This is a genomic window from Marinobacter sp. 1_MG-2023 (assembly GCF_030549045.1).
Taxonomy (GTDB): domain Bacteria; phylum Pseudomonadota; class Gammaproteobacteria; order Pseudomonadales; family Oleiphilaceae; genus Marinobacter.
The window spans coordinates 69536-83756 of sequence record NZ_JAUOST010000011.1; the positions used below are offsets into that span (position 1 = coordinate 69536).

Annotated in this window: 10 protein-coding genes and 2 tRNA genes; 8 read left to right on the plus strand and 4 right to left on the minus strand. The window is 54.2% G+C overall.

The window, feature by feature from the left end; translation table 11 throughout:
- Positions 1-2: 2 nt before the first annotated feature.
- Positions 3-2855, minus strand: a complete 2853-nt coding sequence (locus Q4606_RS18120) for a valine--tRNA ligase (protein ID WP_303608355.1) — start codon at positions 2853-2855, stop codon at positions 3-5.
- A 283-nt stretch (positions 2856-3138) separates the two neighbouring features.
- On the opposite strand from Q4606_RS18120, the gene Q4606_RS18125 reads away from it, so the two are divergent.
- Positions 3139-4350, plus strand: coding sequence for a pilin (locus Q4606_RS18125; protein ID WP_303608356.1), 1212 nt, complete (start codon positions 3139-3141; stop codon positions 4348-4350).
- 54 nt (positions 4351-4404) lie between these two features.
- Here the strand turns inward: Q4606_RS18125 and Q4606_RS18130 are convergent, their stop codons facing one another.
- Together Q4606_RS18130 and Q4606_RS18135 are read right to left on the minus strand one after the other, a co-directional pair.
- Complete coding sequence (locus tag Q4606_RS18130; protein ID WP_303608357.1) at positions 4405-4923, minus strand: DNA polymerase III subunit chi; 519 nt, start codon at positions 4921-4923, stop codon at positions 4405-4407.
- Positions 4924-4942: 19 nt separating this feature from the next.
- Positions 4943-6436 carry a leucyl aminopeptidase gene (locus Q4606_RS18135; protein ID WP_303608358.1) on the minus strand — a complete coding sequence of 498 codons (1494 nt, stop codon included), beginning with the start codon at positions 6434-6436 and terminating at the stop codon, positions 4943-4945.
- 248 nt (positions 6437-6684) lie between these two features.
- On the opposite strand from Q4606_RS18135, the gene lptF reads away from it, so the two are divergent.
- Complete coding sequence (gene lptF / locus Q4606_RS18140) at positions 6685-7788, plus strand: LPS export ABC transporter permease LptF (RefSeq protein WP_303608359.1); 1104 nt, start codon at positions 6685-6687, stop codon at positions 7786-7788.
- On the plus strand, positions 7781-8842 hold the full coding sequence (gene lptG, locus Q4606_RS18145) for an LPS export ABC transporter permease LptG (RefSeq protein ID WP_303597624.1): 1062 nt from the start codon (positions 7781-7783) through the stop codon (positions 8840-8842). Before lptF ends, lptG begins: the two co-directional genes overlap by 8 nt.
- Positions 8843-8860: 18 nt before the next feature.
- On the opposite strand, the gene Q4606_RS18150 is transcribed toward lptG, so the two are convergent.
- Positions 8861-9400: an RDD family protein gene (locus Q4606_RS18150; RefSeq protein ID WP_303597625.1), complete on the minus strand. Its 540-nt coding sequence runs from the start codon at positions 9398-9400 to the stop codon at positions 8861-8863.
- Between the two features lie 141 nt (positions 9401-9541).
- On the opposite strand from Q4606_RS18150, the gene alaS reads away from it, so the two are divergent.
- The 5 genes from alaS (at position 9542) to Q4606_RS18175 (ending at position 14221) form a co-directional block, all read left to right on the plus strand.
- Positions 9542-12172: an alanine--tRNA ligase gene (gene alaS, locus Q4606_RS18155; protein ID WP_303608360.1), complete on the plus strand. Its 2631-nt coding sequence runs from the start codon at positions 9542-9544 to the stop codon at positions 12170-12172.
- Between the two features lie 109 nt (positions 12173-12281).
- Positions 12282-13520, plus strand: coding sequence for an aspartate kinase (locus Q4606_RS18160; protein WP_303597627.1), 1239 nt, complete (start codon positions 12282-12284; stop codon positions 13518-13520).
- Positions 13521-13667: 147 nt separating this feature from the next.
- Positions 13668-13865, plus strand: coding sequence for a carbon storage regulator CsrA (csrA, locus tag Q4606_RS18165; protein ID WP_303597628.1), 198 nt, complete (start codon positions 13668-13670; stop codon positions 13863-13865).
- A gap of 127 nt (positions 13866-13992) precedes the next feature.
- Positions 13993-14082, plus strand: a tRNA-Ser gene (locus tag Q4606_RS18170).
- 62 nt (positions 14083-14144) lie between these two features.
- Positions 14145-14221, plus strand: a tRNA-Arg gene (locus Q4606_RS18175).

Here is a 14221-nt window from a genome sequence, read left to right on the forward strand (position 1 = left end):
GCTTACATGGCCTCAATGTCTGCGCGCTGTTGCTGCAACCGGCTCTGGTTACCCTGAGCTTCAGCCAGCTTCTCCTGCTCCTTGGCGACAACCTCCGCCGGCGCCTTGGCAGTGAACTTCTCGTTCCCCAGCTTGCCCTCCAGTCGCGCGATTTCCTTCTGCAGGCGCTCCAGCTCCTTGTCCAGCCGCTTCAGCTCCGCATCTTTATCGATCAGGCCGGCCATAGGCACCAAGACTTCCATATCGCCAACCAACTGGGTGGCACACATGGGCGCATTATCACCCTCAAACCACTCCAGACTCTCCAGCTTGGCCAGCGAACTGAGGAACTGACGGTTTTCATTCATGCGGCGCTGACCGTCAGCACTGTTCCCACGTAACAGAACCGGAATCTTTTTCGCCGGCGAAATGTTCATCTCACCGCGAATGTTACGCACGGCCACGATCACACCCTTCAGCCACTCAATGTCTTCGACCGCTTTCGCATCGTGCTTGCTCGCATCCACCTGCGGGAACGGCTGCAGCATAATGCTGTCACCGGATTTGCCAGCAAGTGGCGCAATGCGCTGCCAGATTTCTTCCGTGATAAACGGCATGATCGGGTGCGCCAGGCGCAAGACGGTTTCCAGCACGCGCACCAGAGTACGCCGAGTGCCGCGTTTGGCTTCGGCAGTGGCGTTATCGTCGCTCAGGGAAGGCTTGGATAGCTCAAGATACCAGTCGCAGTACTCATTCCAGATGAACTCATACAAAGCGTGGGAAGCCAGATCGAAACGGTATTGATCCAGATGACGGGTCACATCCTGCTCGCACTGCTGCAAAGCGCTGATGATCCAGCGGTCAGCCAGTGATAAGTCAACGGCTTCCCCATTCACACCGCAGTCTTCACCTTCGGTGTTCATCAGTACGTAACGGGCAGCGTTCCACAGTTTGTTGCAGAAGTTGCGGTAGCCTTCCAGACGTTTCATGTCCCAGTTAATGTCACGGCCTGTAGTGGCCATGGCAGCCAGCGTAAAGCGCAAAGCATCAGTGCCGTGAGCAGAAATACCTTCCGGAAATTCCTTCTCGGTTTGCTTGGCAATTTTCTTGGCCAGCTTGGGCTGCATCAGGTTGCCGGTTCGCTTCTCAAGCAGCGGTGCCAGATCGATGCCGTCAATCATGTCCAACGGGTCAATTACGTTGCCCTTGGACTTGGACATCTTGTCGCCATGCTCGTCACGGATCAGGCCGGTGACGTAAACGGTTTTGAATGGAACCTGAGGCGTGCCGTCTTCATTTTTCATGAAGTGCATGGTCATCATGATCATTCGGGCAACCCAGAAGAAAATGATGTCAAAACCGGTCACCAGGACATCGGTAGGGTGGAACGTCTTCAGGCGCTCGGTGATTTCCGGCCAGCCCAGTGTGCCGAAGGTCCAAAGTGCCGAGCTGAACCAGGTGTCCAGTACGTCGTCGTCCTGCTTCAATACAAAATCTGCTGCCAGGTTGTGCTTCTGACGTACTTCATCTTCGCTGCGGCCAACGTAGATGTTGCCTTCGGCGTCGTACCAGGCTGGAATGCGGTGGCCCCACCATAACTGGCGAGAAATACACCAGTCCTGAATGTCACGCATCCAGGAGAAATACATGTTTTCGTACTGCTTGGGCACAAACTGGATACGACCATCTTCCACGGCTTCGATGGCTGGTTTGGCCAGTTCTTTCGCATCTGCAAACCATTGGTCGGTCAGCATTGGCTCAATGATCAAACCAGAGCGGTCGCCACGGGGAACACTCAGAACGTGATCTTCCACCTGCTGAACCAGCCCTGCGGCTTCCATGTCAGCAACGATCTGTTTGCGCGCGTCTTCACGGGTCAGGCCTGCGTACGCTTGAGGCAGGGTGCCATCCAATTCCGTGTTTTCGGTTCCGTCACTGTTGAATACTTCTGCCTGTTCCCGAACGTTTGCATCCTGGGTCAGCACGTTCATCATTGGCAGGTTGTTGCGCTTGCCCACGGCGTAGTCGTTGAAATCGTGAGCCGGGGTAATCTTGACGCAACCTGAGCCTTTTTCCGGGTCGGCATGGTGATCTGCAATCACCGGAATGCGACGGTTTACCAGCGGCAGCATCACGAACTTGCCAATCAGGTGCTGATAGCGCTCGTCATCCGGGTGGACGGCTACTGCGGTATCGCCCAGCATGGTTTCCGGCCGGGTGGTGGCGACCACGAGATAATCTTTACCGTCTTGAGTCTTGGCGCCATCGGCCAGAGGGTAACGCAGGTGCCAGAAAAAGCCTTTTTCTTCCTTGTTCTCTACTTCCAGGTCGGAAATGGCGGTATGCAGTTTCGGATCCCAGTTCACCAGGCGTTTGCCGCGGTAAACCAGGCCGTCTTCGTACAGGCGGATAAACACTTCCTGTACGGCTTTGTAGAAGCCGTCATCCATGGTGAAGCGTTCGGTGTCCCAATCCACCGAGTTGCCGAGCCGGCGCATCTGGCTGGTAATAGTGCCGCCAGATTCTTCTTTCCATTCCCAGATGCGCTTGATGAACTCATCGCGGCCGAGATCGTGGCGGGTTTTGCCTTCTTCCGCAGCCAGTTTGCGCTCAACCACCATTTGGGTAGCGATGCCTGCGTGGTCACTTCCTACCTGCCACAGGGTGTTGTGACCCTGCATACGCTTGTAGCGGGTGAGGGTGTCCATGATGGTGTGCTGGAAGGCGTGGCCCATGTGCAGGCTGCCGGTCACATTGGGTGGTGGGATGGCGATGCTGTAGGACTCGCCCTCTCCGCTGGGGCGGAAGTACCCTTTGGATTCCCAGTTTTCGTACCACTGGCGCTCAATGTTTTCTGGCTGGTAGGTTTTTTCCATGGGTTTTTCTAGCGACCGTTTGATTGATTCACAAGGGGAAATTAAGACGCTGGATTATACATGGTCGCTTGCCTTCGAGCCATGGAGGTCGGCTTCGGCAGGCTGTGCCCCACCTTCGGGTATGTGAAACCGACATGTAGTCGTGGAAGATGTTCGCTGTTTTTCTCTATAATCGCCGGCTTTGCTGCGTGGGTGCGCCTCAATAAACCTCAGTCATAATTGGCTCAGGTCTTTCGCTGTGCACTCGCCGGTCACTCTGTAAGCATCTTAACGAGGGGATACCATGGATTTGGTTTACAAGAACGAGAAGCCGTTGCTCAAGATAGCGGTCGTGTTTTCAGCGATTGTCTGGCTTGCATTGGTTGTCGGGACGTTCGGGATTTTGTTGTTGTACTTGCTCTTGGGCTATGTGTTTTTTCTGTTTGCACATTCGGCATTTATCTCCCACCTGAAAGGCTCAGGTGTGCGCATCAGCCAGGATCAGTATCCAGATCTCTATGAGCGGCTTGTTCGTTGTTCTGAAAAAGTTGGCGTTACAGAATTGCCTGAAGCATACCTGCTTCGCACCGATTTCTTTAACGCACTGGCCACCAAGTTTCTCGGTCGTCACTTTGTGGTGTTGTTTACCGATGTGATTGATGCCCTGGAAGATCAACCGGGTGCGGTCGACTTCTATATTGGCCATGAACTTGGCCACATACACCGCAAACATCTTTCTTGGCGCGCGTTTGTCATGCCCGGCTCGCTTTTGCCTGTGGTTGGGCCGGCTTTGCGCCGCGCAGAGGAGTACACCTGTGATCGCTACGGCGTTGCCTGTTGCCAGTCTTCAGAGGATATCAAGGCCGCCATAGCGGCAATCGCTGCAGGGGATACCCGCTGGAAGACCATCAATGTGGATGCTTACCTCAGTCAGATTCAGGCAACCAGTGGGTTCTGGATGTCGTTCAACGAACTGACCGGCGACTATCCGTGGCTGACAAAACGCATGGCGACCGCTTTGGCACTGACACAAGGCAGGGAGGTCAAGCATCCTCGCCGCAGTATCGGCGCCTGGGTGCTATCGATGTTTGTGCCCCGGTTGGGTGGTGGTGCTGGCGGAGCTGCATCCCTGTTGGTAACTGTCGCGATCATCGGTGTGCTGGCTGCCGTGGCAATTCCTGCATACCAGCAGTATGTCGAAAGGGCACGTTATTCGGCTGCATATTCTATGGCTCAGGAAACCCAGGCTCGAGTCAACTCCTACGCCAATGAAAACCAGGCTTGGCCGCTAACCATGCAAGAGCTGGGCTATCCGGAGCTGACATTGGAGAATGACGTTCAGAACTATACGATTGATGTATATGAAGAGGGCGTGATCGGGGTCGAAATGGGCGTGGACAATTCCGGAGAGCCCAAATATATCGTACTTGAACCTGCCGTCGATGAAGGCGAGATCAGTTGGATCTGTTACGGTCAGAATGTAAACGAAAAGCACTTGCCAGCGAATTGTCGTTAGTATCGTTGCATGCGCAAGCTGGAAGCTCTAATCCAGCGCTGTCCAAGTGTATGATCACGATCGCGATCGTTGATCATACACTTGAGCCTCGACACCTAAAGCGCGCAACTGCCTGAAATGCGCCCGCGCCTGATTCAGAACATTCGGGTCGTTATGAGCAACCAGCGCAAGCCTTTTGAACCGGTCTGCATTCGCCGGCAAGGCTGCTGAAAGAATGATCACCGTATCCCAGTCTTCCGGAGCGGGCGGGTAGAGCAGAATACCGACGGGGTCGGAACAGGTGGTGGTGGAATCCTCTGCAATGCTGTGGGGGATGAACGCGTCTGGGCTGATGTTCCAGAGTAGGTCGTCCAGTTCTTCGGCTTGTTGCTGGGTGTCGCACACAATGCACACCCGATCGCCCTGTTCCCAGGCTTTATTTACAAGCTTGGTAGCGTGCAGGTTGCGGGCTGTAGGGGTGTCTTGCAGGAGTATATGGAACCAGTACCGCTGGTTTTTATCCTCCTGTCCCGTTGCCTGCCGGGAGGCACCGGCAGCATCGCTGCCGGTTTGTGTTGCCGGATTACCGTTCATAGTTTTCCGTTAGCTTCCATTACTTGCCGGCGTGGGACATGAGGTAGTCGACAAGCAAGGGAACCGGACGGCCGGAGGAACCTTTGGCTTTGCCGGAGTGCCACGCAGTTCCGGCGATGTCGAGGTGGGCCCAACGGTATTCTTTGGTGAATCGTGACAAGAAGCAGGCAGCGGTAATAGTGCCCGCCGAACGGCCGCCGATGTTGGCCATGTCGGCAAAATTGCTGTCCAGCAGGCTCTGGTACTCGTCCCAGAGAGGCAGGCGCCAGGCTTTGTCGCTCGCGCGATCACCTGCGGTCAACAGTTCGTTTGCCAGTTCGTCATTGTTTGCCAGTAGGCCTGTAGCCTCATGGCCAAGGGCGACGATGCAGGCACCTGTGAGCGTGGCCAGATCAATCACTGCTTCCGGGTCGAACTTTTTCACGTAGGTGAGGGCGTCGCAGAGAACCAAGCGGCCTTCGGCATCTGTGTTGAGAATTTCAACGGTCTGGCCAGACATGGTGGTTACAATATCGCCTGGGCGTGCAGCATTGCCATCGGGCATGTTCTCAGCGGCAGCGATTACGGCAACCACATTGACCTTCGGCTTGACCTCCGCAAGGACCTGCATGGCGCCGAATACGGCAGCGGAGCCGCCCATGTCATACTTCATCTCGTCCATACCAGCGCCCGGTTTCAGGCTGATGCCGCCGGTGTCGAAGGTGATGCCTTTACCGACAAGAACGTGGGGCTTGTCTTTCGCGTTGCCACCGCGGTACTCCATAACAATCAGGCGGGGTGGCTGGGTGCTGCCCTGGCCAACGGCCAGAAGGGAGTTCATGCCCAGCTTTTTCATCTGCTTTTCATCAAGGATTTCAGTCTTGATGCAACCGTGATCGGCAGCAAGCTTGCTCGCTTGTTCGGCTAGCCATACCGGGTGACAAATGTTTGGTGGCATGTTGCCGAGGTCACGGGTGAAATTCATACCGCGGCCTGTCGCCAAACCGAGATTGAACGCTTCTTTCTGGGCCTTGGCTGTACCGGAAGCGGCCACCAGGATTTTTTTGAGCTTGCGTGCGGCCGGCTTTTCGCTCTTGAAGTCACTGAACAGGTAAAGCTGCTCTTCCAGTGTGCGGCCGATCAGGCTGAGTTTTGCCAGCTCCGAACTCTGGCTTTCATCGCCGTTCAGCCCGGTGTCTGTCAGGGTGATGTGAGCACTTTTTGAAGGGCCATCTTTCAGGGCGCTCGTCATTGCGGTCAGCGCCTTGCGGAAGCTTGCGCTAGTGCGGTCTGCATCCTTTCCGGTACCGACGATAAGAAGCCGGCTCCAGTGCTGGTCACTAAGCGGCACCATGGTGGTTGCTGCATTCTTACCACTGATATCCCCGGCTTTCTGGAGCTTGCTTATCAGCCCTCCCAATACGCCGTCCACCCCGGTAGTAGAGGCTGGCCAATCGCCTTTTTCCGGCAGGGCGACGACAAGGCAGTCGGCTTTGGTACTTTCAATGGCTTTACTGTTGAGGCTGAAGTTCATGGAAACTCCTGTAGGTTGTCCAGGGCGGCCGCAGCTGTTGGCGGCGAGAATGATTTATTTCGATCCTCCAAGCATTGGGGCTTGCTGTCGGATAATCAAGCGGGAAGAGCAGGTTAGTTCACTTAACCGGCAGAGTATCTGTCACGGCCTTAACGTCGCTGTACTGTCATTCGGCCCCAAGGTTACTTAGAATACGCGCAGTTATCCTATTCCTCCATGTTTCGGTCTACACGGGCAGAAAAACCGTTTTGAGCATTATTTTCCGCTATCTCATACGTCAGGTTATGGTCAGTATGGTTGCCGTTTCGGGCATCCTTTTGCTGGTATTTATGAGTGGGCGATTTCTTAAATATCTGGCTGGCGCCGCAGAGGGCAAGATTGCACCGGGCGTTCTGTTTGAAATCATGGCTTACCGTTTTCCAGGATTTCTTGAGCTTATTCTGCCGCTGGGATTATTCATCGGCATATTGCTTGCCTACGGGCGGATGTATCTGGAAAGCGAAATGACCGTTCTCTCGGCCTGTGGTGTCAGTGACCGTCAGCTGCTCTCGAAAACCCTGATGGGCAGCCTTGTAGTAATGCTGATCGTAGGAAGTATGAGCCTGGTCATCTCGCCCTGGGGTATGAAACAGGTGGAAGAGATTTTCGCCGAGCAGGCAAAGGCGACGGAATTCGAGTTGCTTGCACCAGGCCGCTTTCAGGAGCTTTCATCGGGTGGGCGAGTAACCTATACCGAAGCACTCAGTGATGATAAGCGTCGTCTCGAGGGTGTATTCATCGCAGAGTACGGCCGTGATGGATCGGGTGTGAGTGTTATTGCCGCGGATTCCGGATCCCAACTTATTGATGAGGACACGGGTAGTCGCTTTCTCATTCTGGAAAACGGGGCCCGCTTCGACGGTATACCGGGAAAACTGGATTACCAGATTACCGGTTTTGAAGCCTACGGCCTGAAAATCCGTAGCGGTAGCAGCGGCGACGTGGAACTGGACGAGGGAGTGACAACCTTACAGCTCATGCGTTCAGATGATCCGAGAGACAGGGCCTTGCTGCACTGGCGGTTCTCATTACCGCTGATTGTTCCGATCGTGACGCTGCTGGCGGTTCGGCTCAGTAGGGTTAATCCGAGGCAAGGACGGTTTTTTCATCTTTTGCCCGCGATGCTGGTTTATATCGCCTATCTTGGCCTGCTTATCGTTGCCCGCGATGCTATGTCTGACGGCAAGATTCCTGAGTGGTTGGGAATGCTCTGGGTGCATGCAATCTTCCTGGCCCTTGGTCTCTGGCTGCAGTTTGGTCCGGCCTGGCTCCACAAAAGAAGAGTGAAGCAGGAAGGGGTGGCCAATGCGTAAGATTGATCGTTATGTAATGCGAAACGTTGGCGGAGCTATGCTCCTGGTGATGGTTGTGGTGCTGTCCCTGGATCTCATTTTCGCCTTCGTTGCCGAGTTGGAGGACACAGAGAACAACTACCGGATTCTGGATGCGCTCTGGTACGTGGTGCTGACCTTGCCGCGTCGCATATACGACTACCTGCCGTTGGGAGCCTTTATGGGCTGTCTTGTCGGACTGGGTGCAATGGCCAGCTCGTCTGAGCTTACGGTGATTCGCGCGGCTGGTGTTTCGATCAAGCGAGTTGTCTGGTCGGCAATGAAGCCGGCGTTGATTATTGTTCTGACTGGCGTTCTTATCGGTGAATACTTGGCGCCCCCTGCGGAGCGAGCTGCCCAAAGCTACAAGGCGGTTGCGCTCGGTGCCGGGCAGAATGTAGCGGCGGCACATGGTGTGTGGCACCGTGAGGGTAATACGTTTATGCATCTTAATGCGGTGCAGACGAATGGAGTGCTGCACGGCGTGTCTCTGTTCCGCTTTGATGATCAGCGTCAGTTGATGTCTTCAAGTTTTGCAGAGCGGGCGACCTATCAGGGCGACCATTGGTTGTTGGAAAACTCTACCACCACGCGCCTCGAAGGCGACTCAACGAGCCGTGAGAACCATGAGTCTCTTCGCTGGGATACCGGTCTTTCTCCGGACGTGCTGAGTGTGTTGATCGTCAAACCGGAAAACCTTTCCATGACTGGCCTGTTTACTTACGCCAGCTATCTTGGTGATCAGGAACTGAATGGAGCTCCTTACTGGCTGGCTTTCTGGAAGAAAGCGCTGATGCCTCTGGGAACCGGGGTGATGGTTCTGGTCGCGATTTCCTTTATATTCGGGCCGCTGCGCTCGGTGACCATGGGCTTTCGAGTGTTTACCGGCCTGCTCGTGGGGCTTTTGTTCAAATACATGCAGGATCTTCTGGGCCCCATGAGTGTGGTCTACGGCTTTAACCCGGCGCTTGCCGTTCTCGTTCCAATTGCGATCAGTGCGGTTTTTGGTGCGGTGCTGATGCGGCGGGCAGGGTAAGAGCCCCTGTTCGCCGGATTAACCTGCTTTGGTTTTATGGGGCAGGGCAACGACCACGCTTTCTGACAGCCTGTCTGTCAGGGAAAGCCCATTTATGGGGTAGAACAGCGCTATCATTGCCGGAATGCTGAGGAACAGGGTTGCCGAGCCCATAGAATAGCCAGCCAGCAGCGCCAGAAAAAACACAGCAGCAGCTGTCACATAGCGCCGAAGAGCCTGGCTCCAGCTCACGGACGTGCCGTCGAGGTTCTCAATACGGACACGCCATACCTGCATTCCCAGCGTTTGTCCTATCCGTGTCCAGAAGTAGGCAAAAAACAGGTACATCACCAGAAACAATACGAACGTCAGCCCGGGGTCTCCGGATAATTGACCGGCTTCCGCCTTCTGAGCGAGACGATCCCAGCCCGTAATCCAGCCAGTTATCATGGTGTATATCCAGGTGGTAACCAGAAGCACGGCAATGCTGATCAATCCGTCGTAAATAATGGCCAGTGATCTTTTGAGAAATGTCGCTGGGGGAAGTAGTTCGTCAGCGGCGTGGAAGCGGCGGGGCATGGGGTCTCCTGTGATGTTTCACGTTTTGCCTGTACTCAGCGTGTGCTAGAGTAGCCGATTTGCACACGCATGTAAGTATTCGAATTCAATCGCGGATCCGGCCGTTATACGGTGGGGTTTCTGGAAAGGTATCAAAGGGCTATGAAAACCGCAGAGTTGCGACAGGCATTTCTTGATTATTTTAAACAGCAAGGTCACTCCATCGTTCCGAGCAGCTCTCTGGTGCCGGCAGATGATCCGACGCTTCTGTTCACCAATGCGGGGATGAATCAGTTCAAGGATGTGTTTCTTGGGCGAGAGGAGCGCGACTATAACCGCGCAACCAGCTCACAGAAATGCGTTCGTGCCGGTGGCAAGCATAACGACTTGGAAAACGTGGGTTACACGGCGCGCCACCATACGTTCTTCGAAATGCTGGGCAACTTCAGTTTTGGTGACTACTTCAAACGTGAAGCAATCAACTATGCGTGGACGTTCCTGACCGGAGAGCAGTGGTTGAACCTGCCGGCCGAAAAACTCTGGGTGACCGTCTATGCCGATGATGACGAAGCCTATGATATCTGGAACAAAGAAGTAGGCGTGCCTGCAGATCGTATTGTCCGAATTGGAGACAATGGCGGGGCTCCCTATGCATCAGACAACTTCTGGCAGATGGGTGACACTGGCCCTTGCGGCCCCTGCACCGAAATTTTCTACGACCATGGCCCGGAAGTGGCTGGAGGCCCTCCCGGAAGCCCGGAAGAAGATGGCGACCGCTACATCGAGATCTGGAACGTGGTCTTCATGCAGTATAACCGCACCGCTGATGGTGAAATGCTCAACCTGCCGAAGCCTTCTGTTGATACGGGAATGGGACTGGAGCGAGTTACAGCTGTTTTGCAAGGCGTACACAGCAACTACGAAATTGATCTTTTCGACGACTTGCTGAAAGCTGCGTCGGCCATACTCGGCGGCGCCGCAACGACCGAAGCCAGCTTGCGTGTGGTTGCCGATCATATCCGCTCCTGTGCGTTCCTGATTTCCGATGGCGTTATGCCCTCCAATGAAGGCCGCGGTTTTGTGCTGCGGCGCATAATCCGTCGGGCTGCCCGACACGGCAACAAGCTGGGTGCCACCGGCCCGTTCTTCTACAAGTTGACGGGTGCTCTGGTTGAATTGATGGGAGAGGCGTTTCCGCAACTGATCAGCAGTCGAAAGCAGATCGAGAGAGTGTTGTTGCAGGAAGAGGAACAGTTTGTAAAAACTCTGGACAAGGGTTTGCGGCTTCTGGAACAGGACATTGCCGAGCTGAAAGGCGAGGTTATCCCGGGCGAAACCATTTTTACGCTTTATGACACTTATGGCTTCCCGGTGGACCTGACCAATGATATCGCTCGTGAGCGCGGCCTGACACTGGATTACGAAGGCTACGAAAAAGCCATGGAACGCCAGCGTGAACGTGCCAGAGCTGCCAGTAAATTTGGCATGGATTACAACGCCACCGGCCTGAGCATTGACGGAAAAACCGAGTTTACCGGATACGACCAGGTGGATGGCCATGAGCGCGTTCGTGCTGTAATCGTTAACGGCGAACATAAAACGGCAGAGGCTGGTGATGAAGCGGTTGTAGTACTGGAGCGCACGCCCTTCTATGCCGAGTCCGGTGGTCAGGTGGGTGATACCGGTTTGCTGACCTGGAGCGGGGGACGCTTTAAAGTAACTGACACCCGTAAAGACGGTGATAATCACCTTCATGTAGGCACTCTGATCGAGGGTGAACTGTTTGACGGTCTGGAAGTTGACGCCCGCATTGATCACGTACGCCGCGACCGGACTCGTCGAAACCACTCTGCTACACATCTGTTGCATGCGGCCTTGCGCAAGGTGCTGGGCGAGCACGTCGGCCAGAAGGGCTCGCTGGTTGACCCGGACAAGCTGCGTTTCGACTTTTCACACTTTGAGGCGGTCACGCCTGAGCAATTGAAAGAAATCGAGCGCCAGGTGAACGAGCAGATCCTTGAAAATACGGCCGTTCAGACCGACATTACCGACATGGAGCAGGCGCAGCAAAAAGGCGCGATGGCTCTGTTTGGTGAAAAGTACGGTGACGTTGTGCGGGTTTTGAGCATGGGTACAGAGAGCTACTCTGTAGAGTTGTGTGGTGGTACTCACGTAGCTCGCACTGGTGACATCGGTCTGTTCCGTATTACTTCAGAAAGTGGCATTTCTTCCGGTGTTCGCCGTATTGAAGCGGTTACCGGCTTTGGTGCGCTTGAATGGGTGGATGAAACCGAGCGTACGCTTCGTGAAGCAGCTCGCCTTGTAAAAGGTAGCCGGGAGACGGTGATCGACAAGGTGCAGCAAACCATTGACCGCAATCGTCAACTCGAGAAGGATGTCGACGCACTGAAAGCAAAACTTGCCAGTTCGGCAGGAAGTGACCTGGCTGACTCCGCAGTTGAAGTGGCCGGCCTCAAAGTGGTTGCTTCTGAACTCGAAGGAGCGGACCGCAAGGCGCTGATGGAAACCACGGATCAACTCAAGAACAAACTGGGTGAAGGTGTGGTCGTTCTTGCGAGTGTTGCGGATGGAAAGGTGACTCTTGTCGCGGGCGTTACCAAATCCGCCACGGGGCGTATCAAGGCGGGTGATTTGATGAAGCATTTGTCTGGCTTGCTGGATGGTAAAGGCGGCGGCCGGCCCGATATGGCTCAGGGCGGTGGCAACGATCCTTCGAAGCTCGCCGAAGCCCTCGCAGGTGTGCCGGCGTGGGTTGAAAAAAATATCGCATAAGCAACTGTTTTTCTGTGGCGGTCGAGGTTTATAATTCTTGCCGCTTGTTTTTTGACGGGCAGGGCTCTGGGCTCTGCCGCAGCTCTCTGATTCGAATACTGGAAAGATAATGGCTCTGTTGGTTCAGAAGTTTGGTGGCACCTCGGTAGGCACAACCGAGCGAATAGAAGCAGTTGCGGAGAAGGTCTCTGGCTTCCGCAAAGAAGGCCACGATGTGGTGGTTGTGGTTTCTGCCATGAGTGGCGAAACCAACCGGCTTATCGCTCTGGCTAATAACATAATGGAAGAGCCCACGCCGCGTGAGATGGATGTTCTCGTTTCAACGGGAGAGCAGGTGACCATAGCTCTCCTGTCCATGGCGTTGCAGAAGCGGGGTTGCGAAGCCCGTTCCTATACCGGGTCTCAGGTGCGCATTCTGACTGACAGTATGCACACCAAGGCCCGTATCAAGCAGATTGACGAGCAGCGTATGCGCGAAGATCTGAATGCTGGCCGTGTGGTGGTTGTAGCCGGATTTCAGGGTGTTGATGAGAGTGGCAGTATTACCACTTTGGGCCGGGGCGGCTCGGATACCACGGCTGTCGCTCTAGCCGCCGCTCTGAAGGCTGACGAGTGTCAGATCTATACCGATGTGGACGGTGTTTACACCACCGATCCCAGGGTTGTGGACAGTGCCCGTCGCTTGAAGCAGATTACATTTGAAGAAATGATGGAAATGGCGAGCCTGGGTTCCAAAGTACTCCAGATTCGCGCCGTAGAATTTGCGGGCAAATACAACGTTCCGTTGAGGGTTCTCTCCAGCTTCGAGGAAGGTGAGGGGACTCTGATTACATTTGAGGAAAATACTGCCATGGAACAACCGGTTGTCTCCGGCATCGCTTTTAACCGTGATGAAGCGAAAGTTACGATTTCGGGTGTCCCCGACACTCCGGGTAGCGCGCTGCGTATTCTGAAGCCGATAAGTGATGCCAACATTGATGTGGACATGATAGTCCAGAACGTTGGCGAGGATAACCGGACTGCCTTCACCTTTACGGTTCATCGCAACGATTTTAAACGTGCGAAAGATGTGCTTCAGCGCGTTTCCGATGAGTTGGGAGCCCGTGAAGTGGGCGGTGACACCAAAATTGCGAAAGTCAGTATTGTTGGTGTTGGCATGCGCTCTCATGCGGGAGTTGCAACCAAAATGTTTGAAGCGCTTTCGGTCGAGGGTATTAATATTCAGATGATCGCCACATCGGAAATCAAGATTTCGGTGGTGATTGACGAAAAATACCTTGAGCTTGCAGTTCGTGCTCTTCACAGTGCATTCGAGCTCGATAAGCCCGGTGTAGAAGAAACCTTATAAAAAGAGACTCATTTTCTGACCTTGTGATTGCGTGTGACCGTATAAGGAAATGTGCATTTATGGTTGGCTAGTGTTCTCGATAGAAACGTCGAACCAATTTAAACATTGCTTGTCGGAACACGTAGTTCTGAATAGGGAGTAAGGGATATGTTGATTTTAACTCGCCGCGTTGGTGAAACTCTGATGGTCGGTGACGACGTTACGGTTACAGTACTCGGAGTGAAAGGCAATCAAGTGCGTATCGGGGTTAATGCACCGAAAGAAGTTGCGGTGCACCGAGAAGAAATTTACCAGCGTATCCAGTCGGAAAAAGACGTGGATGAGCCAGAGCCGGGCAACAGCTGAGTAGATAGTTAGACCGTTTGGGTAAGGCGTGAGCGGTTTTTTTGTTTTTGGGGCAAATGAAGGCTAAAAAAATCGTGTCAACCCTATGAAAACAGAAAAATTATGGTAGTATACGCCCCGTTCTGAAGGAGAGGTGGGTGAGTGGCTGAAACCAGTTCCCTGCTAAGGAACCGTACGCGAAAGCGTACCGAGGGTTCGAATCCCTCCCTCTCCGCCATTTCCTTTTCAGGAAAGCGGAACAGGTTGACGTAGCACTCAACCACAGTAAGTGATCAATGCGCGGCTGTAGCTCAGCTGGATAGAGTACTCGGCTACGAACCGAGCGGTCGGAGGTTCGAATCCTCCCAGCCGCGCCA

What these genes read in the sequence shown, in the direction of transcription:
- Q4606_RS18120 (WP_303608355.1), bottom strand. Translation starts at nt 2,855, where the DNA reads ATGGAAAAAACCTACCAGCCAGAAAACATTGAGCGCCAGTGGTACGAA.
- Q4606_RS18125 (WP_303608356.1), top strand. Translation starts at nt 3,139, where the DNA reads ATGGATTTGGTTTACAAGAACGAGAAGCCGTTGCTCAAGATAGCGGTC.
- Q4606_RS18130 (WP_303608357.1), bottom strand. Translation starts at nt 4,923, where the DNA reads ATGAACGGTAATCCGGCAACACAAACCGGCAGCGATGCTGCCGGTGCC.
- Q4606_RS18135 (WP_303608358.1), bottom strand. Translation starts at nt 6,436, where the DNA reads ATGAACTTCAGCCTCAACAGTAAAGCCATTGAAAGTACCAAAGCCGAC.
- lptG (WP_303597624.1), top strand. Translation starts at nt 7,781, where the DNA reads ATGCGTAAGATTGATCGTTATGTAATGCGAAACGTTGGCGGAGCTATG.
- Q4606_RS18150 (WP_303597625.1), bottom strand. Translation starts at nt 9,400, where the DNA reads ATGCCCCGCCGCTTCCACGCCGCTGACGAACTACTTCCCCCAGCGACA.
- alaS (WP_303608360.1), top strand. Translation starts at nt 9,542, where the DNA reads ATGAAAACCGCAGAGTTGCGACAGGCATTTCTTGATTATTTTAAACAG.
- Q4606_RS18160 (WP_303597627.1), top strand. Translation starts at nt 12,282, where the DNA reads ATGGCTCTGTTGGTTCAGAAGTTTGGTGGCACCTCGGTAGGCACAACC.
- csrA (WP_303597628.1), top strand. Translation starts at nt 13,668, where the DNA reads ATGTTGATTTTAACTCGCCGCGTTGGTGAAACTCTGATGGTCGGTGAC.